This is a genomic window from Nocardiopsis ganjiahuensis DSM 45031 (assembly GCF_000341085.1).
Lineage (GTDB): Bacteria > Actinomycetota > Actinomycetes > Streptosporangiales > Streptosporangiaceae > Nocardiopsis > Nocardiopsis ganjiahuensis.
Genome location: NZ_ANBA01000009.1, coordinates 694372 through 709601, shown reverse-complemented (window position 1 = coordinate 709601; position 15230 = coordinate 694372). Strand labels below are relative to the sequence as shown.

Here is a 15230-nt window from a genome sequence, read left to right as displayed (position 1 = left end):
CGTGCGCCGACGTTTTCGTTATTCGCGATATGTGCCCGAATGGCTTTTCGCTGTGGTTCTCCGGCGGAAACGGACAGCACCCGAACCGGTCCGCGCGGTTCCCCGCGGCCGTCCGGGTGCCCCGTGCCAGGCCCTAGCCGTCGCCGGCCAACTGCTTCACGAAGGACCGGTACTCGCGCAGGGCGAGCCGTAGCGCCTCGGTGTCCGCGTCGGCGTCCTTCCATGCGGAGCGCAGCGAGGCACGGCGCGCCTCGATCTCGGCGATCACCGCGTCGGCGACCTCCGAAGCCAGGGCGTCCGCCTCGCGCACGGAGTGCGGGGGGTCGTCGACGAACTCTCCCTGCGCCTGGTCCCAGCGGTCGCGCACCTCACGTGTGACGAGGCCCCGGGGGCGCAGGCGCCAGGTCTCGGAAGGGTCGGGGGTTCTGCGGGGGCCGGACTGCCGGGGCACCTTCGCCTCGACGGGCCCGGCCGGTTCGGTGGCCTCGACGGGTTCGGGGTCGATCCGTTTCGCACCCGGCCTGTGCCGGGGCCGCACTGGGCGATCGGCCATGTCAACCTCCCTCGTGGTGACTACTCCGCCTGTTGGGCGCGGGCTGTGCCGTTGTCCCTGCCGTGGTCCTGGGGGAGGCCGCCGAGCAGAGCCTCCACCAGTCCCCGGTAGGCGAGCAGGGCCTCGCGCAGGTTCTCGGTGGCCGTCCGGTCCGCCTCGGCGAGGTGCCCGGCCGCCCAGGTGTCGCGGTAACGGGCGACCGCCGCGGGATGGTCCACGGACAGGTCCTCGGCCCGGCGCTCGAAGCTCGCGTCGTCGTGGACGCCGTCCTCGGCCACCGGGCCGTCGGGGTAGCCCAGGGTCCGCATGATCGTGTCGGTGAGGCTCCGTGCTCTGCGCACCGAGCCGACGGGGTCGTCCACGAAGTCCCGCTGTATCGAGGCCCACGCGTCGGCGTGCGCCGCGCGCTCCTGCGGGGTGAGGTCGCGCAGTTCGGTGCCGCCGCGGCGACGGAGCCGCTCGGCGAGGTCGTGTTCGGCGTCCGCCTTGCCGCTGTGCGCCTCCAGTGCCCGGTCGTACTCCGGGCCGAAGCGGTTCCTGAGCCGGTTGGTACGAAGGGCGGGGAGGATCACCAGCTGTGCGGCGACCGCGGCTCCTGCGGCGATGAGGATCACGGCTATGACGATGATGACGATCGTTCCGGTCTCCACGGGGGGTACCTCCTGACCGGCCTTTGCCCCCAAGCGCCCGGTACGAAACGCCACGTTCCGTGGGCCTCGGGGGTTTGGGCAGGTGGGAGCGGGTGCGAAGGAGGCGCCGGGTTTCCCGGTGCCGGTTCCGGAAGGTCGGCCGGGACCGACGGGTGGGGCCGGAACCGGCGCGCATCCGGTGCGGAACAGGCCGTGCGTCCGCCGGACAGGTCCTAGACTGGCCGCCGGTCGGAGACCGCCGTGTCCCACGTCTCAGCAACCACCGCACGACGGGGACCGTCGGAGATGTCGGTGGAGCAGGTGTATCCGGGGGAGGAAGGCGTGTAGTGGTGGGAGGCCGAACAGACGCGGACGGCAGGGACCGGCGGAGCACGGTCTGGGACCACGTCCTGCGGGGCGCCTCCGTCATCGTCGTGGCCCTGCTCCTGCTGGCCGCCTTCAACACCAGGACCACCCCCGACGTCACCGCTCGGCCCTCCGACGACTCCGAGGCTCCCGTGGCCCAGCCGCTGTCCGCCCTTCTGGACCGGGTCGGTATCTCCCAGGACGGGTCCGCGGGCACCGGTGACCTCGACGGCGCGGGCAACAGCCTGTCCGAGCGCGGTCTGGCCGCGGCCGGCTGGCACCCCGGTGGGAAGCTGGTCCTCCTGGACACCCCCCTCGAGCTCCCCGCCTACGGTCCGGGTCGGCCCGACCACGTGATCGCCGACGGCCAGTCCGTCGCGCTCACCGCCGAACCCGCGCGGATGCGCTCCCTGACCTTCCTGGTCACCGGAACCCGGACCGACGGCAGCGGCGACGAGGTCCGGGGCAACGGACGGGTGGTCTACGCCGACGGCGGTACGAAGGACTTCCCCCTCACCGTCCCCGACTGGGCGGCGGGACCGGCCGGCGACGCGGTCCTGTCCCTGCCCTACGCCAACTCGGCCACGGGATTCGGGCAGGGCGCCATCGGCTCCGTGCGCCTGTACGCCCGGTCGGTGCCGCTGGACGCCGACCGCGAGGTCGACCACGTCGTCCTGCCCACGGTCCTGGACGACGACGCGAACCTGCACGTGTTCTCCGTGGGAGGACGCCCGGCCTCGCAGACCTGGACCGGGACCTGGGGGCGGGCCACCTCCGGCTACATGGAGGTCGGCCCCTGGGAGGACCAGACGCTGCGCCTCTCGGTGCGCACCACCACCGGCGGCCCCAAGGCCCGGATCCGTCTCGACAACACCTTCGCCTCCCGCCCGGTCGCCATCGGGGCGGCCTCCGTGGCCCTGCGGTCGGAGGGCGCGGCGACCCGCGGCGCGGCGGTCCCACTCACCTTCGACGGCGCTCCCGGGGCGGTCATCCCGGCCGGGGGCAGCCTGGTCAGCGACCCGGTCGACATCCTCCTCCCGCCCCAGACCGAGCTCCTGGTCAGCTTCCACCTGCCCGAACGGGTCTCCAAGGCGCCCGTCCACTACGCCTCGGTGGACACCAACTACACGAGCGCGCCCGGCAGCGGCGACCAGACCCTGGACAGCACCGGGGAGCCGTTCACCGGACTGGTGGACCAGTGGCCCTTCCTCACCGGGATCGAGGTGATGGACGGGCCGGGCGCGGTGGTGGCCTACGGAGACTCCATCACCGACGGCCTGCGCGCCGGCCGGGACGCCCACACGCGCTGGCCGGACGTGCTCAGCGCACGGCTGCACGCCAGCGCGGACCTGCCGAACCCGGGGGTGCTCAACCTCGGGATCGCGGGCAACCGGGTCACGGCGGACGGTTACCCGGGCGAGGGTGTGTCCACCTACGCCAGCGGCGTGAGCATGCTGCACCGGGTCCAGCGCGACGTGTTCGCGCGGAACGGGGTGGAGACGCTGGTGGTCTTCGCCGGGATCAACGACCTGCGCTGGGGTGCGTCCCCGGAGGTGGTGATCGCGGGGCTGGGGCGGCTGGCCGCCACCGCGGACGAGCACGGCGTGCGGGTGTTCGTGGCGACGCTGGCGCCGTGCGCGGGCGAGGCCCGGTGCACCCCCGAGGCGGAGCAGGGGCGCCAGCGGGTCAACACCTACCTTCGGGAGCAGGCGCGGGAACCGGGTTCGGTCTTCGACGGCGTGTGGGACTTCGACGCGGCGCTGCGCGACCCGGAGGTACCGGAACGGCTGCGCCCGGAGTACGACTCCGGAGACCACCTGCACCCCAACGAGGCCGGGCTGCGGGCGATCGCGGAGTCGGTGGACCTGTACGAGCTGGTCGGCGACTGAGCCGGGGCGTTGCGCGCGTGCCCGGTCAGCGCGGGCACCGGAGGTGGTGGTGGATCACCAGGTCGACGTAGACGCCGCCGAGGTCGTTGAGGCTGAGCCCGGCCCCGGGGGCGTACCAGTGCAGGAGCGAGTCGAAGGTCTCCAGAACGGTGTCGGCGGCCTTGCCGCTGTCGCGGATCCGGAACTGGTCGACGGTCACCCCGGCCACGATGATCTCGCGGACGTGCTCCCGGTAGAGACGGTGCAGGGAGCTGATCTCGCGGTGCCGGGCGGGGTGGATGGCCCGCAGCGTCGGCAGCAGCTCCTGGCTCAGGGCGATGGCGGCCCGGTGCCTCCAGCCGGAGCGCACGTGTCTGCGGACGAGGTCGGACATGCGTTCGGTGGGTGGCCTCGCGGGGGAGTCGGCGGCCAGCTGGCCGTTGACGCGTTCGCGCGTGGCGCGTAACACGACGGCGTAGGACAGATCGAACCGGGTGGGGAAGGCCCGCCTGAGGCACGCCGCGTCGGTGCCGGTCTCGGTGGCGATCCGGTGGGTCAGGTCGGACATGGCCATGCCGCGGGCACCGTGCTCGGCGAACAGTCGGGCCGCGCAGTCCAGGACGGGGGCCGTCGTGCGAAGCGCGTGAGGGGAGACATCGGCCGTCATTCGTTGATTTCTCATCGGTCGGAGTGCACCGCGAAGGGGAGGGAATCCAAGGATATCCACGGGCGGGCGACAAATCGTGTAGAACGGCGGAACTCATTCGAGAACGCAGAACTTATGGTGCGCATGGTGTCCATGTGCGCATTGAAGTTCTTTATGAGGTGATCGTGCCGGTTCTCCGGTCGGGTCGGCGGCCGTGAGGAGCCTTTCCAGGTGCCCTCTCAGGCCGGGCCGGGGGTCGGCGAGGTTCCCTGTACCGTTCTTCGCGCGGCCCCCTGTTCGGTTTCTCGCGGTGCCCCCTGGGCGCGGCCGGTGGTCAGTGAAACCAGGTCGTCGAGGCGTTCGGTGGCAAGGGCGTCCACTCCCATTCCGATCAGTCGGGCCATCTCCGGGAATTCGTTCACGGTCCAGGCGACGACCCCATAACCGTGCCGGTGCATTTCCCCGACGGTTTCCCGGTTCAACAGGGTGTAGTGCGTGCCCAGGAACACCGGGCGCAACGACCGCGCGGTCTCCTCCGGCGGTGCGCCGGGCTGGTCCCATGCCAGCATCAACCGCACACCGGGGCTGCGGGCGCGCAGGGCTCGGAGTGTCTCCACCGGTCCGGTGAACAGCGCCTGGTCGCCGAACCCGTGCTCGCGCAGGGCGGTGTCGGCGGCCAGCGCGGCCTCGGGCGCGGTGGCGTCGATCAGCAGCGGTGAGGCGTCCCGGCCGCAGAACTCGGCCAGGACCTCCATCAGTGTGGGGACGCGCCGCTCCACGTCGTCGCGGGCGGCGGCCAGTTCGGCCAGGGTCAGATCACCGACCTGGCGGGGCGGGGAACCCGGGACGGTCACGACACGTTCGTCCACCAGGACCGGATACCCGTCCGAGGTGAGGTGGACGTCGATCTTGACCAGGTCGACCCCGGCGCGCAAGGCTGAGCGCAGGGCCGGGAGCGTGTTACCCGGGAATCGTGCGGTGTCTCCGCGTAGTGCGATGGACAACGTCATGCAGTCAAGAGTGGCAAAAATTATCGCGTTACGTGGCGCAAACAGGAAAAACGCCCACCAGGACGCTCCGGATCGGCCCGTGCGGCGGGGCCGGAGGGCCCGGTCGCGCCGCGATTGCGAGCGGTCTCACGTCGTGTGGGAACCGTCCTGGGTACAGCTAGCTGGGAAACTTTGTTATCGGGTGTCGTGACCGCACGGCATCCGCAAGGTCGGCCCCCGAGTGTGAGGCGAACGATGATCCCGGACCAACGGCGAGAGCACATCCTGAAGCTCCTCCAGGAGCGACACGTGCTGAGTATCAACGAGCTCACGTCGATGCTGTCCGTGTCCCACATGACGGTACGTCGTGACATCCAGGCCCTGGAGAACGACGGCAAGGTCCTCTCGGTCACCGGTGGCGTACGACTGGCCGCCCGGCTCAAGAGCGAGCCCTCCTACCTGGCCAAGGCCCAGCTGGAGGTGCCCGCCAAGCGCGCCATAGCGCGCGCCGCGGCCGATCTGGTGCGGGAGAACTTCACCATCTACCTGGACGCGGGAACGACCACCCTGCAGATGGTGCCGCTGCTCACCGACAAGGTCGGGCTCACTGTCATCACCAGCGACTTCAACGTCGTGGGCCACCTGATGGAGTACCCGGGGATCGAGCTGATCCACACCGGGGGCGTGGTGTCGCACTCCGACCACTCCTCGGTCGGCCAGTTCACCGCGGACTTCCTCCGCCAGGTCAACGTGGACCTCGCGTTCATCGCGAGCAGTTCCTGGGACGCCGAACGCGGCTCGACCACCCCCTCCGAGGCCAAGGTGATCGCCAAGCAGGAGCTGCTGCGCATCGCCTCCAAGAGCGTCCTGGTCGTGGACAGCACCAAGTACGGCAAGTTCGGCACCTTCCGGGTGGCCCGCCTGGAGGAGTTCGACCTCATCATCACCGACGACCGCCTGCCGCGCTCCGCGGTGGACGAGCTCGGCGAGCGCGACATCCGGCTCAGGACCGTTCCGAGCGAGTGAGCGGCCCGGAGCCGACCCCCGGCCCGACCCGGCTCCGCGGCCCCCGCGGTGCCGGGTGCCCGCGTGGCCTGGTCTCCGCCGGAGGCTAGTCCTCGCCGGTGTCGGGGTCGGCGGGGACGAACAGGGCGAGTTCGGTGCCGTCGGGGTCGTGGAAGACCAGGGTCGACCCCTCCTCGGTGTGGACGACCGGGATGTGGTCCACGTCCATCCGGGCGAACCGGTCCTCCCAGGCCTCCAGTACGCCCAGGTTGGGCGCGGCCAGGGTGAGCCGGCCCAGGCCGCAGCGGCGGCTGTCGAAGCGGCCCTTGAAGTTGTCCCGGTGCTGGACCAGGTCGATGAGCAGCCCGCTGGGGTGGCGGAACACGGTCTGGCGCAGGCCGTCCCGATCGTCCGGGCGCTCCGCTCGGAACCCCAGGACGGAGCGGTAGAAGTGCGCGCTCACGTCTCGGTCGCGCACGGAGAGGGTCACGCGGGCGATCCCGGCGAGAGGCGGGGGCGGCAGGGCCGACTCACGGCGGAGGCTGGCGCGGGGGGCGAGCGCCTTGAACAGATCAAGCATGGTCCCCAAGCCTAGGTTCGTCCGCCCGTCACTGACCAGCGCCTTAACGCGGGCTTAACATCTGCCCGGTATGGCTGCGGGGTCGGCCCGGATCAGGCTCCGCGGGAGAGGCCGGTGGCCCTGGCCGCGGGCGCTTCCGGGGGCGGGCCGACGGTGTCCGGGGCGGAGGTGGCGGCCCGGTCGTACCAGTGCCCGCGCAGTACCAGCGTGGTCACCGCGAACGAGATCAGTCCGCCCGCCGTGGCCAGCGCGAACGCACCCTGGTGGCCGTAGGCGTCGGCCAGGGCGCCGGAGACCATGGAGCCCAGGGACTGCCCCAGGATCAGGCTGCTCAGGATGACGGCCATCGACTGCGACAGCCGGCTGGGCGGGGCGGCCCGTTCGATCAGTCCGAACAGGCTCACCAGGTGCGGGCCGATCGCGATGCCCAGGACGAAGATGGTGACCGCCAGGGTCGCGGGCCCGTGGTCCAGGTACAGGGGGAGGGTGAGCAGGGCCAGACCGCCCGCCGCCACCCGGGTGCGCGCGGTCAGCGAGAAGCCCACCGGCAGCGAGGCCATCATCAGCCCGGCGACGGCGCTGCTGGAACCCATCACCGCGTACATCAGCCCGGACAGGTCCCCGTGCCCGGCGTTGTCCGCGAACGCGGTCACCCCCGTCGACATCCCCCCGAAGAACAGCCCCTGGCAGAACATCGGCACGGCGAGTAGGAGCAGCGCGGGGCGGGTGATGCGGCCCTCTGCGCCGCGTACCGGGGCCGACCCGGGCGGGGCGGTGGGGTGCAGGGCGAACACGGTGCCGAACACACCGATCAGCACGGCCGCGCCGAGCACACTCGCGGTGGGGGAGAGGGTGAGCGTGAGGACACCGACCAGGGCCGGGCCCAGGACGAACGACGCCTCGTCCAGTACGCCCTCCACCGACATCGCCGCCGACACCGAGCGTTCGCGCTCCGGACCGCGGTCGGGGCCCTTGCGGATCAGCACCACCCAGCGCGTGCGCGCCATCGGGCCGACCTGGGGCATGCACAGGCCGCCGGCGGCGGCCAGCGCCACGAGGACGGGCAGCGGGGCGTCCACCGTGACAGCGGCGACCAGCAGGGCGATCAGGGCCGTGTCCACGGCGGCGGTGACCAGGACGGGGACCCGCTGCCCGTGGCGGTCGGCGAAACGGGCGATGACCGGACCGCCCACGGCCTCACCGAGCGCGAACGCCCCGGAGACCAGGCCGGCCGCGGCGACGCTGCCGGTGGTGCTGGTGACGAGGGTGAGGAGCCCGATCAGGGTCATCGACACGGGCAGCCGCGCCAGGAAGGTGGCGAGGAGCAGCGGCCAGCCGGCGATCCGGTTCATCCGCCGCAGGGTTTCCAGGGGTGACATTCGGCCTCGTTCTTGTGTCGTGTCGCGGTTCCGTCGCCCTCGGCCGCAAACCATCCCATGATAGGCGGACTGGCACGAAAGGGGGACGGGACCTGACTTTCGAGGGTGACCGGACCCGGCCTGAGCTGTGTAGGTTCCCCTCCATGGACTACGCCGAACTGTCCCGGGGCGCACGCCGGGCCCTGACCCCCGCACCCGGATGGCCGAGCCGGGGCGCCGTCGTGCGCGACCTGCTGCTGTGGTCCGGGATCGGCCTGCTGCTGTTCACCGAGTTCTTCGCCTTCTCGGTGGTGGGCCGCGACCACACCGTGCGGATGGTCGTCCTCATCGCGGTGGCGGGGGCGGCGATCGTGCTCAGCCGCACCTACCCCCTCCTGGCCCCCGTCCCGGCAGTGATCGCCTGTGCGTGGTCCCAGGCCTTCCTGGTCCCGCTGATCTGCCTGTCCTACCTGGCGGGCCGCCGTTCGAAGCGGACCTGGGCCGCGGTGGGGCTCTTCGCCGCCCTGTGCCTGGCCGCCACCGCGCACGTGTTGGCCTCGATCGAGGAGACTCCGGGTCTGTGGCTCACCGCCGCGACCGCTCTGGTGTTCTGCACGGGGCTGCCGTGGCTGCTGGGCGTCTACCGGCGCCAGTACGTCGAACTGGGCGCGGCCGGGTGGGAGCACGCCCGCCAGCTCCAGCTCGAACAGCGGCTCACCGCGGACCGGGCCCGGCTGCGCGAGCGCGCGCGGATCGCCCAGGACATGCACGACTCCCTCGGCCACGAGCTCAGCCTGATCGCCCTGCGGGCCGGGGCCCTGGAGGTCTCCCCCGACCTGGGGGAGCACCACCGCGAGGAGGTCGCCGAACTGCGCGCCACCGCCGTCTCGGCCACCGCGCAGCTGCGGGAGATCATCGGGGTGCTGCGCCCCGACACCGGGTCCGAACCCGCTCCGACCGTCCCCGCCGGTGAGAGCGTCGCCGACCTGGTCGAGCGCGCCCGTGACTCCGGGATGGACCTCACCCTGGTACGGGAGGGCCCGCTCGACGCGCTGCCGCCGATGGTGGACCGGGCCGTCCACCGGGTCGTGCAGGAGTCCCTGACCAACGCCAACAAGTACGCCCCGGGGGCCCCGGTGTCGGTGTGGCTGACCGCGGACGGCCACCGCCTGGAGGTCCGGGTCGCCAACACCGCGCCGCGGACGGACGGCCAGGCTCCGGGTGCGGGCGGCGGGCACGGGCTCACCGGCCTTCGCGAGCGCGTCCGGCTGGTCCGCGGAACCGTGGCCGCCGGTCCGCGCGAGGGCGGCTGGGAGGTGTGCGCCACCATGCCGCTGGACGGCGGGGAGGTGGCCGGCGCGCAGGGGGACGGCAGCGGTGCGGAGGTGATCGACGAGCTCCAGCGGGCCGCCCACCGCCGGGTCCAACCGTGGACGCTGGCCCTGATCGCCGTCCCGGTCGTCGTCGTCCTGCTCGTGATCGCGGCGGTCTACCTCGTCCTCGCCCAGGTCCTGGAGGGCAGCACCCTGCCGCCGGAGGACTACGCGTCGATCGAGGTGGGCGAGAGCAGGAGCGACCTCGAGGGGGTACTGCCCGACTTCCCGGTGGGGATGCCCCAGGGGCAGCTGGAGAGTTTCGTGTCGGCCGACCCGGCCTGCGACCAGTACCGCAGTGACGCGGGCATGTTCGAGGAGGACGTGGTCTTCTACCAGCTGTGCTTCGAGGACGGGGTGCTGGTCGGCAAGGAGCAGCTGGAGACCCGTTGAGGAGGAACCTGTCGGGGAAGGCGCTGCGGAGCCGAGGAGTGTGTTGTGGGATGCTGCCCGGGCAACGGGTGGTCCGGGTGACCGGGGCGGAAGCCCGGGGCAGGACGACCGAGGCAGGAAAGAGGACACGGCCGTGATCAGGGTGCTGCTCGCCGACGATGAGGCGATGATCCGTGCGGGTGTGCGGGCGATCGTGCAGAGCGATCCGGAGATCGAGGTGGTGGCGGAGGCGGCCGACGGCCGGGAGGCGGTGGAGCTGGTGCTGTCCCACCGCCCCGACGTCGCCCTGCTGGACATCCGGATGCCCCGCATGGACGGGCTCGCGGCCACCGCCGAGATCCGCCGGGTGTCCCCGGAGACCAAGGTCGTCATCCTCACCACCTTCGGTGAGGACAGCTACGTCTCCCAGGCGCTCGGGGACGGGGCCAGCGGATTCCTGCTCAAGGCCGGAGACCCCCGCGACCTCATCTCCGGGGTGCACGCGGTCGCCGACGGCGGTGCCTACCTGTCCCCGCAGGTGGCGCGGCAGGTGATCGCGCAGTTCGGCGGGGGCCGGGCGGCGAAGGAGGCCGCCGCCGCGGAGCGCCTCGCGGAGCTCACCGAGCGGGAACGGGACGTACTCGCCCTGGTCGGGGCGGGGCTCTCCAACGCCGACATCGCCGAACGACTCTTCCTGGTCGAGGGCACGGTCAAGAGCTATGTGAGCGCCATCCTGAACCGGCTGGGAATGAAGAACCGCGTGCAGGCCGCCATCCTCGCCTACGAGGCCGGGCTGGTGGCCGGCACCGCCCCATGACTCCGGGCCCGGATCTTTGCTTCCGGACGCAGGGGGGAAGACTGGTCGCATGGTGAGCTTCGAGGACCGACCGGGCCGTTTCGGCCCCCTGGAGGAGGAAGACGCGATCCTGCTCGCGGCCTCCTGGAAACACCTCGCCGGGGAGAGCTACGAGGCCAGGGCGGCCGGTGAGGAGCTCCTCGGCCGCTGGAGCGAGGAACACCGCCGGTACCACACGATCTCCCACCTGTGGGCCACGCTCCGTGCCGTGGAGGTCCTCCGGGAGGAGGCCCGCGACCTCGACGCGGTGCGGTACGCGGTCTGGTTCCACGACGCCGTCCACGACGGGCGCCCCGGCCGGGACGAGGACGAGAGCGCCGCCCTGGCCGAACGCCTGCTCTCGCTCATGGGCAAGGACGCGGGGCTGATCGCCGAGGTGGTGCGCCTGGTGGGGGTCACCAAGGACCACCGCCCCGAGCGCTGGGACGCCGACGGCGCGGTGCTCTCCGACGCCGACCTGTCCGTTCTGGCGGGCCCCGCGGACGAGTACCTGGCCTACACCACGGCGGTGCGGGCCGAGTACTGGCACATTCCCGACAAGCACTTCCGGGCCGGGCGGCTCCAGGTCCTGCGCTCCCTGCTGGAGGCCCCGCACCTCTTCCACACGCCGTTCGGGCGGGCGCACTGGGAGCCCCGGGCCAGGTCGAACATGCTCGCGGAGGCCGACCGTCTTCTCCAGGAGGCCCCGGAGGAGCTCCCCCCGCCCTGAGCGGGGAGGCCCGGGACGGCGGGGCCGGTACAGAGGGCTCAGACGGGCCGGGGGTGCTTGGGGCGGCGCAGCCCCGCCGACCGCAGGCGGGTGACGAGCTCACGCCCGCTGACGTGTTCGGCGCCCAGCTCCAGCGCACGGGCGTGCAGGTGCTCGGGGATGTCGTAGTGGTCCCGCTCGAAGGCGCGCGGAGGGACGCCCAGCTCGCGCGCGAAGGAGTGGAGTTCGTCGTAGGAGCTGTCGCTCACCAGGTGGGCGAAGTACCAGCCGCGCGGGCCCGGCCAGACGGGACTGTCGATCAGAACGCTCACTGCGCCACCGGGGCGGTCACGGCGCGCCACGGCACCGGGCTGGACAGGACCATGGTGCTGGAGGGGCGTCCGTGCTCGGCGAGCTGGTCGATGACCTCCTCGAAGTGCTCCATGGAGCGCACCGCGATGAGCAGTATGCAGCAGGCGTCCCCGGTCACCCGGTGCACCTGGAGGATCTCCGGCAGTTCCAGCGAGGACTGCTCCCGCAGCAGGCAGTGGGCGCCGAAGCACTCCATGCGCACCAGAGCGGTCACCGGGAGTCCGGCGGCGGCCGGGTCCACGTGCGCGTGGTAGCCGGTGATCACCCCGCGGTCGGTCAGGCGGCGCACGCGGTCGGCCACGGCGGGGGCCGAGAGGTTCACCCTGCGGGACAGCTCGTTGAAGGAGAGCCGCCCGTCCTGTTGGAGCTCGTCGAGGATGCGCTGGTCAACGCTGTCCAACGGGGTTGCCAGTCGTGAGGCCATACTTTGTGTTCCCAAGGCCGAAGTTCGTTTCCTGTTATGAATGTTAGACCAATGCCCGGTTTGCGTCGCCGTCGGCCATTCCTTCCGGGGGGAATTTGCCCGAGTATGTGAGTTCACGTACACGGCGCCGTGCACGGGGGATCTTTCGGCGGCGGCGCGGTGCGTGTGGCCAACGAAGTCCGCGCAGTACACGAGGGGTAGTCCCGATGCTCTCCACCACGTCCGCCCAGCAGTGCCCCTACGCGCCCACCGAGGACGTCGGTGCGGCGGAGGCCCGCGCCAGCAGGGCCGAGAGCAACGGGGGCAAGCCGACCCTGGCCTTCGACAAGAACACCCCCTACGTCGACTACGCGGGGATCGACACCCTCCTCAGCCTGCAGAACCCGCGTACCAAGGAACCCGCCGAATCGGCCTTCATCATCGGCACCCAGGTGATGGAGCTGGTGTTCGCGCTGATCCAGCAGCGCTGGGAGGCGGCCCGGGACGCGCTGGAGACCGACGACGTGCCCGGCGCCGTGGCCTGGCTGCGCAGCGCCTGCAACGCCCAGGACGTCCTCAACAGCTCCTGGGGCCTGTTCTCCGACATGACCCCCACCCAGTTCAACCGGTTCCGCGACTCCTTCGGTGAGGCCTCGGGCTTCCAGTCCTACAGCTACCGCAAGCTGGAGTTCCTGCTGGGGCACAAGTCCGCCGCCATGATCCGCCCGCACAAGGCCATGAGCGGGGTCGTCACCGAGCTCACCGACCTGATCGAGCGCCCCAGCCTGTACGACGCCGCGCTGCGCCTGCTGCACCGCCGGGGCCTGCCCGTCCCGGACACCAGCGCCGAACGCGACTGGACCGAGGACTACGAGCCCTCCGCGGAGGTCGAGCGCGCCTGGACGGAGGTCTACGCCGACGACCGCCCGGGGAACGACCTCTACCTGCTGGCCGAGGCACTGGTCGACGTCGCCGAGCGGGTGACACGATGGCGTCAGCTCCACCTGGTCGCGGTCAAGCGCACCATGGGCGGCAAGCCGGGCAGCGGCGGCTCCAACGGGCTCAACTGGCTGGCCCGCAACGCCGAGAAGGACGTCTTCCCGGAACTGTGGTCCCTGCGTAGCACCATCTAGAACCACCGCGCGGCACCGCCCGGACGACCCGGGGCCGACCGCGGCCTCCACACACCCCACAGCACAGCCTTCGCAAGGAAGCAGGACCCGATGACGCCCACCACCCGTGAGGAGTGCGCCGCCCTGGACGCGGCCGACCCCCTCGCCGCCCTCCGCGAGGAGTTCGTTCTCCCCGAGGGAGTGATCTACCTCGACGGCAACTCGCTGGGCGCGCTGCCCCGCTCCACCCCCGCCCGGGTCGCCGACATGATCGAGCGCGAGTGGGGCCAGGACCTCATCCGCAGTTGGAACGACGCCGGCTGGTGGGACAAGCCGCGCACCCTGGGCGCCAAGGTCGCGCCCCTGGTCGGGGCCGGCGCCGACGAGGTGATCGTCGGTGACGGCGCCTCCGCCAACCTGTTCAAGACCCTGGTCACGGCGTTGCGCCTGTCCGACCGCTCGGTGGTGCTGGGTGAGTCGGGCAACTTCCCGACCGACCTGTACGTCACCGAGGGCGCGGTCGGCCTGGTCGGTGCGGAGCAGCGCCGCGTCGACCCCGACGGCCCGGAGCTGGCCGAGGCCCTGGCTCGGGGCGACGTCGCCGTCCTGCTGCTCAGCCACGTGGACTACCGCAGCGGCGTGCTGCGCGACATGGCCGGGATCACCCGTCTGGCGCACGAGCACGGCGCCCTGGTGATCTGGGACCTGTGCCACAGCGTGGGCGCGGTGCCCATGGACCTGTCCGGCAACGACGTGGACTTCGCGGTGGGGTGCACGTACAAGTACCTCAACGCCGGTCCCGGCGCCCCCGCGTTCCTGTACGCGGCCCGCCGCCACCACGCCGCCGCCGAACAGCCGCTCAGCGGGTGGCACGGGCACGCCGAGCCGTTCGGCTTCACACCCGACTACGAGCCCGCTCCGGGCGTATCGCGGTTCCTCAGCGGTTCGCAGCCCCTGGTGGCCGACGCCGCCCTGGAAGCCGGTCTGGACGTGTGGGCCAAGGCCGACCTGCAGCAGGTCCGGGCCAAGAGCCTGGCCATGACCGACCTGTTCCTGGCCAAGGCCGCCTCGGTCGGACTGGCCTCGATCACCCCGGCCGAACACGAGCGGCGCGGCAGCCAGGTCGCCCTGCTCCAGCCGGAGGAGGGCGCCGGCTACCCCATCGTGCAGGCGCTGATCGAGCGCGGCGTGATCGGTGACTTCCGGGCCCCGGACGTCATGCGCTTCGGTTTCACCCCGCTTTACCTGCGCTATGTGGACGTCTACGACGCCGCGAACGCGCTCGTGGAGGTCGTGGAGTCCGGTGAGTGGCGTGCCGAGCGGTTCAACCGCAGGTCGCAGGTGACCTGACCCGGTCACGGGTGGTTCGATCCGAGCACGGCCACCTGATCCGAGAACGACTCCCCGGCGGGGCAACCCACCGGGGAGTTCTTTGTGTCCCATGGGCACTGGGTGCTTTCCCGTGACCCGAGCCAATACCACGTTGGCGTGGCCTTTGCCACGAGCGTGCTCTCCGCTTCACCCCGGACCCGCCCCGGAACGGTCCCGTTTTCGTGACCTACCGGCGCGTAAGTGGCCTCTCAGCCGGTTTCGTCCCGCTCGGCGCCCCTGTGTACCGGTTTATGACGAGGGCCACTCGCGGGCCTGTCCGCCGTCCTCGGACAGGCCCGCAACCCCTGTGCGCAGGGGTTTTCTGTGTTCCCGGGGTTATTGTCGGGTGACGTCATATCGTATTTGTGCAAACACGGACTGTCATTTTACTCGGAATCCTGCGGCACTTTGCCAAAGGCTGGGTTAGTGTCCTTCGTGACCGGTTCGTTATTGACCTTTAACGAGCCGGTGCCGAGCCCTTGACCGGCCAGCGTGCCGGAAGGGAATCGAGACCTCATCTCTCCCGGGAACGAGCAGCGCGAATCCACGCGCAGCTGTCCGGCGGAGCCGATCCGGCCCCCCGTTCCCACCCCGCCACTCGCCGCCAGCGACGCGGGATGCCCCATGGCATGACACCGACCCGGAGCGCAGCCCTGTGCGCCCGTGTGCCCTGATGCGTCATGCCCGGT

Annotated in this window: 15 protein-coding genes; 7 read left to right on the top strand and 8 right to left on the bottom strand. The window is 71.5% G+C overall.

The window, feature by feature from the left end; genetic code table 11:
• Positions 1–133: 133 nt before the first annotated feature.
• Together D458_RS0114240 and D458_RS33500 are read right to left on the bottom strand one after the other, a co-directional pair.
• Entirely contained in the window at positions 134–553 is a 420-nt protein-coding gene (locus D458_RS0114240; RefSeq protein WP_239647956.1) for a hypothetical protein, read from the bottom strand.
• 20 nt (positions 554–573) lie between these two features.
• On the bottom strand, positions 574–1203 hold the full coding sequence (locus D458_RS33500) for a hypothetical protein (RefSeq protein ID WP_017587429.1): 630 nt from the start codon (positions 1201–1203) through the stop codon (positions 574–576).
• Positions 1204–1529: 326 nt separating this feature from the next.
• Here D458_RS33500 and D458_RS0114230 point away from each other — a divergent pair, with 326 nt between their 5' ends.
• On the top strand, positions 1530–3437 hold the full coding sequence (locus D458_RS0114230) for a GDSL-type esterase/lipase family protein (RefSeq protein WP_017587428.1): 1908 nt from the start codon (positions 1530–1532) through the stop codon (positions 3435–3437).
• 25 nt (positions 3438–3462) lie between these two features.
• On the opposite strand, the gene D458_RS0114225 is transcribed toward D458_RS0114230, so the two are convergent.
• Together D458_RS0114225 and D458_RS33495 are read right to left on the bottom strand one after the other, a co-directional pair.
• A complete protein-coding gene (locus tag D458_RS0114225; RefSeq protein WP_017587427.1) occupies positions 3463–4083 on the bottom strand; it encodes a hypothetical protein in 621 nt (206 codons plus the stop codon).
• Between the two features lie 218 nt (positions 4084–4301).
• Positions 4302–5072 carry a glycerophosphodiester phosphodiesterase gene (locus tag D458_RS33495; RefSeq protein ID WP_051049673.1) on the bottom strand — a complete coding sequence of 257 codons (771 nt, stop codon included), beginning with the start codon at positions 5070–5072 and terminating at the stop codon, positions 4302–4304.
• Positions 5073–5306: 234 nt separating this feature from the next.
• Here D458_RS33495 and D458_RS0114215 point away from each other — a divergent pair, with 234 nt between their 5' ends.
• A complete protein-coding gene (locus D458_RS0114215) occupies positions 5307–6077 on the top strand; it encodes a DeoR/GlpR family DNA-binding transcription regulator (RefSeq protein ID WP_017587425.1) in 771 nt (256 codons plus the stop codon).
• A gap of 85 nt (positions 6078–6162) precedes the next feature.
• Here D458_RS0114215 and D458_RS0114210 read toward each other — a convergent pair whose 3' ends face one another.
• Both D458_RS0114210 and D458_RS0114205 read right to left on the bottom strand, forming a co-directional pair.
• Complete coding sequence (locus D458_RS0114210) at positions 6163–6636, bottom strand: VOC family protein (protein WP_040702448.1); 474 nt, start codon at positions 6634–6636, stop codon at positions 6163–6165.
• 92 nt (positions 6637–6728) lie between these two features.
• Positions 6729–8015: an MFS transporter gene (locus tag D458_RS0114205; protein ID WP_017587423.1), complete on the bottom strand. Its 1287-nt coding sequence runs from the start codon at positions 8013–8015 to the stop codon at positions 6729–6731.
• 143 nt (positions 8016–8158) lie between these two features.
• Between D458_RS0114205 and D458_RS0114200 the strand changes: the two genes are divergently transcribed.
• The 3 genes from D458_RS0114200 to D458_RS0114190 all read left to right on the top strand — a co-directional run bounded on the left by D458_RS0114200 (position 8159) and on the right by D458_RS0114190 (position 11304).
• Complete coding sequence (locus D458_RS0114200) at positions 8159–9760, top strand: sensor histidine kinase (RefSeq protein ID WP_017587422.1); 1602 nt, start codon at positions 8159–8161, stop codon at positions 9758–9760.
• A gap of 133 nt (positions 9761–9893) precedes the next feature.
• Entirely contained in the window at positions 9894–10556 is a 663-nt protein-coding gene (locus D458_RS0114195) for a response regulator (RefSeq protein WP_017587421.1), read from the top strand.
• Between the two features lie 49 nt (positions 10557–10605).
• Positions 10606–11304, top strand: a complete 699-nt coding sequence (locus tag D458_RS0114190; protein WP_017587420.1) for an HD domain-containing protein — start codon at positions 10606–10608, stop codon at positions 11302–11304.
• Positions 11305–11342: 38 nt separating this feature from the next.
• Here D458_RS0114190 and D458_RS0114185 read toward each other — a convergent pair whose 3' ends face one another.
• Positions 11343–11615 carry a DUF4031 domain-containing protein gene (locus tag D458_RS0114185; RefSeq protein WP_017587419.1) on the bottom strand — a complete coding sequence of 91 codons (273 nt, stop codon included), beginning with the start codon at positions 11613–11615 and terminating at the stop codon, positions 11343–11345.
• Positions 11612–12079 (bottom strand): Lrp/AsnC family transcriptional regulator, encoded by a 468-nt coding sequence (locus tag D458_RS0114180; protein ID WP_026119297.1) that lies wholly within the window; start codon positions 12077–12079, stop codon positions 11612–11614. Before D458_RS0114180 ends, D458_RS0114185 begins: the two co-directional genes overlap by 4 nt.
• 206 nt (positions 12080–12285) lie before the next feature.
• Between D458_RS0114180 and D458_RS0114175 the strand changes: the two genes are divergently transcribed.
• A complete protein-coding gene (locus D458_RS0114175) occupies positions 12286–13191 on the top strand; it encodes a tryptophan 2,3-dioxygenase (RefSeq protein ID WP_017587417.1) in 906 nt (301 codons plus the stop codon).
• Between the two features lie 90 nt (positions 13192–13281).
• Entirely contained in the window at positions 13282–14520 is a 1239-nt protein-coding gene (gene kynU / locus D458_RS0114170) for a kynureninase (protein WP_017587416.1), read from the top strand.
• The last annotated feature ends 710 nt before the right edge of the window (positions 14521–15230 follow it).

Excerpts from the sequence above, each read along its gene's own strand:
- D458_RS0114190 (WP_017587420.1), top strand. The coding sequence starts at position 10,606 with ATGGTGAGCTTCGAGGACCGACCGGGCCGTTTCGGCCCCCTGGAGGAG.
- D458_RS0114200 (WP_017587422.1), top strand. The coding sequence starts at position 8,159 with ATGGACTACGCCGAACTGTCCCGGGGCGCACGCCGGGCCCTGACCCCC.
- D458_RS0114240 (WP_239647956.1), bottom strand. The coding sequence starts at position 553 with ATGGCCGATCGCCCAGTGCGGCCCCGGCACAGGCCGGGTGCGAAACGG.
- D458_RS0114175 (WP_017587417.1), top strand. The coding sequence starts at position 12,286 with ATGCTCTCCACCACGTCCGCCCAGCAGTGCCCCTACGCGCCCACCGAG.
- D458_RS0114210 (WP_040702448.1), bottom strand. The coding sequence starts at position 6,636 with ATGCTTGATCTGTTCAAGGCGCTCGCCCCCCGCGCCAGCCTCCGCCGT.
- D458_RS0114180 (WP_026119297.1), bottom strand. The coding sequence starts at position 12,079 with ATGGCCTCACGACTGGCAACCCCGTTGGACAGCGTTGACCAGCGCATC.
- D458_RS0114205 (WP_017587423.1), bottom strand. The coding sequence starts at position 8,015 with ATGTCACCCCTGGAAACCCTGCGGCGGATGAACCGGATCGCCGGCTGG.
- kynU (WP_017587416.1), top strand. The coding sequence starts at position 13,282 with ATGACGCCCACCACCCGTGAGGAGTGCGCCGCCCTGGACGCGGCCGAC.
- D458_RS0114215 (WP_017587425.1), top strand. The coding sequence starts at position 5,307 with ATGATCCCGGACCAACGGCGAGAGCACATCCTGAAGCTCCTCCAGGAG.
- D458_RS0114225 (WP_017587427.1), bottom strand. The coding sequence starts at position 4,083 with ATGACGGCCGATGTCTCCCCTCACGCGCTTCGCACGACGGCCCCCGTC.
- D458_RS33495 (WP_051049673.1), bottom strand. The coding sequence starts at position 5,072 with ATGACGTTGTCCATCGCACTACGCGGAGACACCGCACGATTCCCGGGT.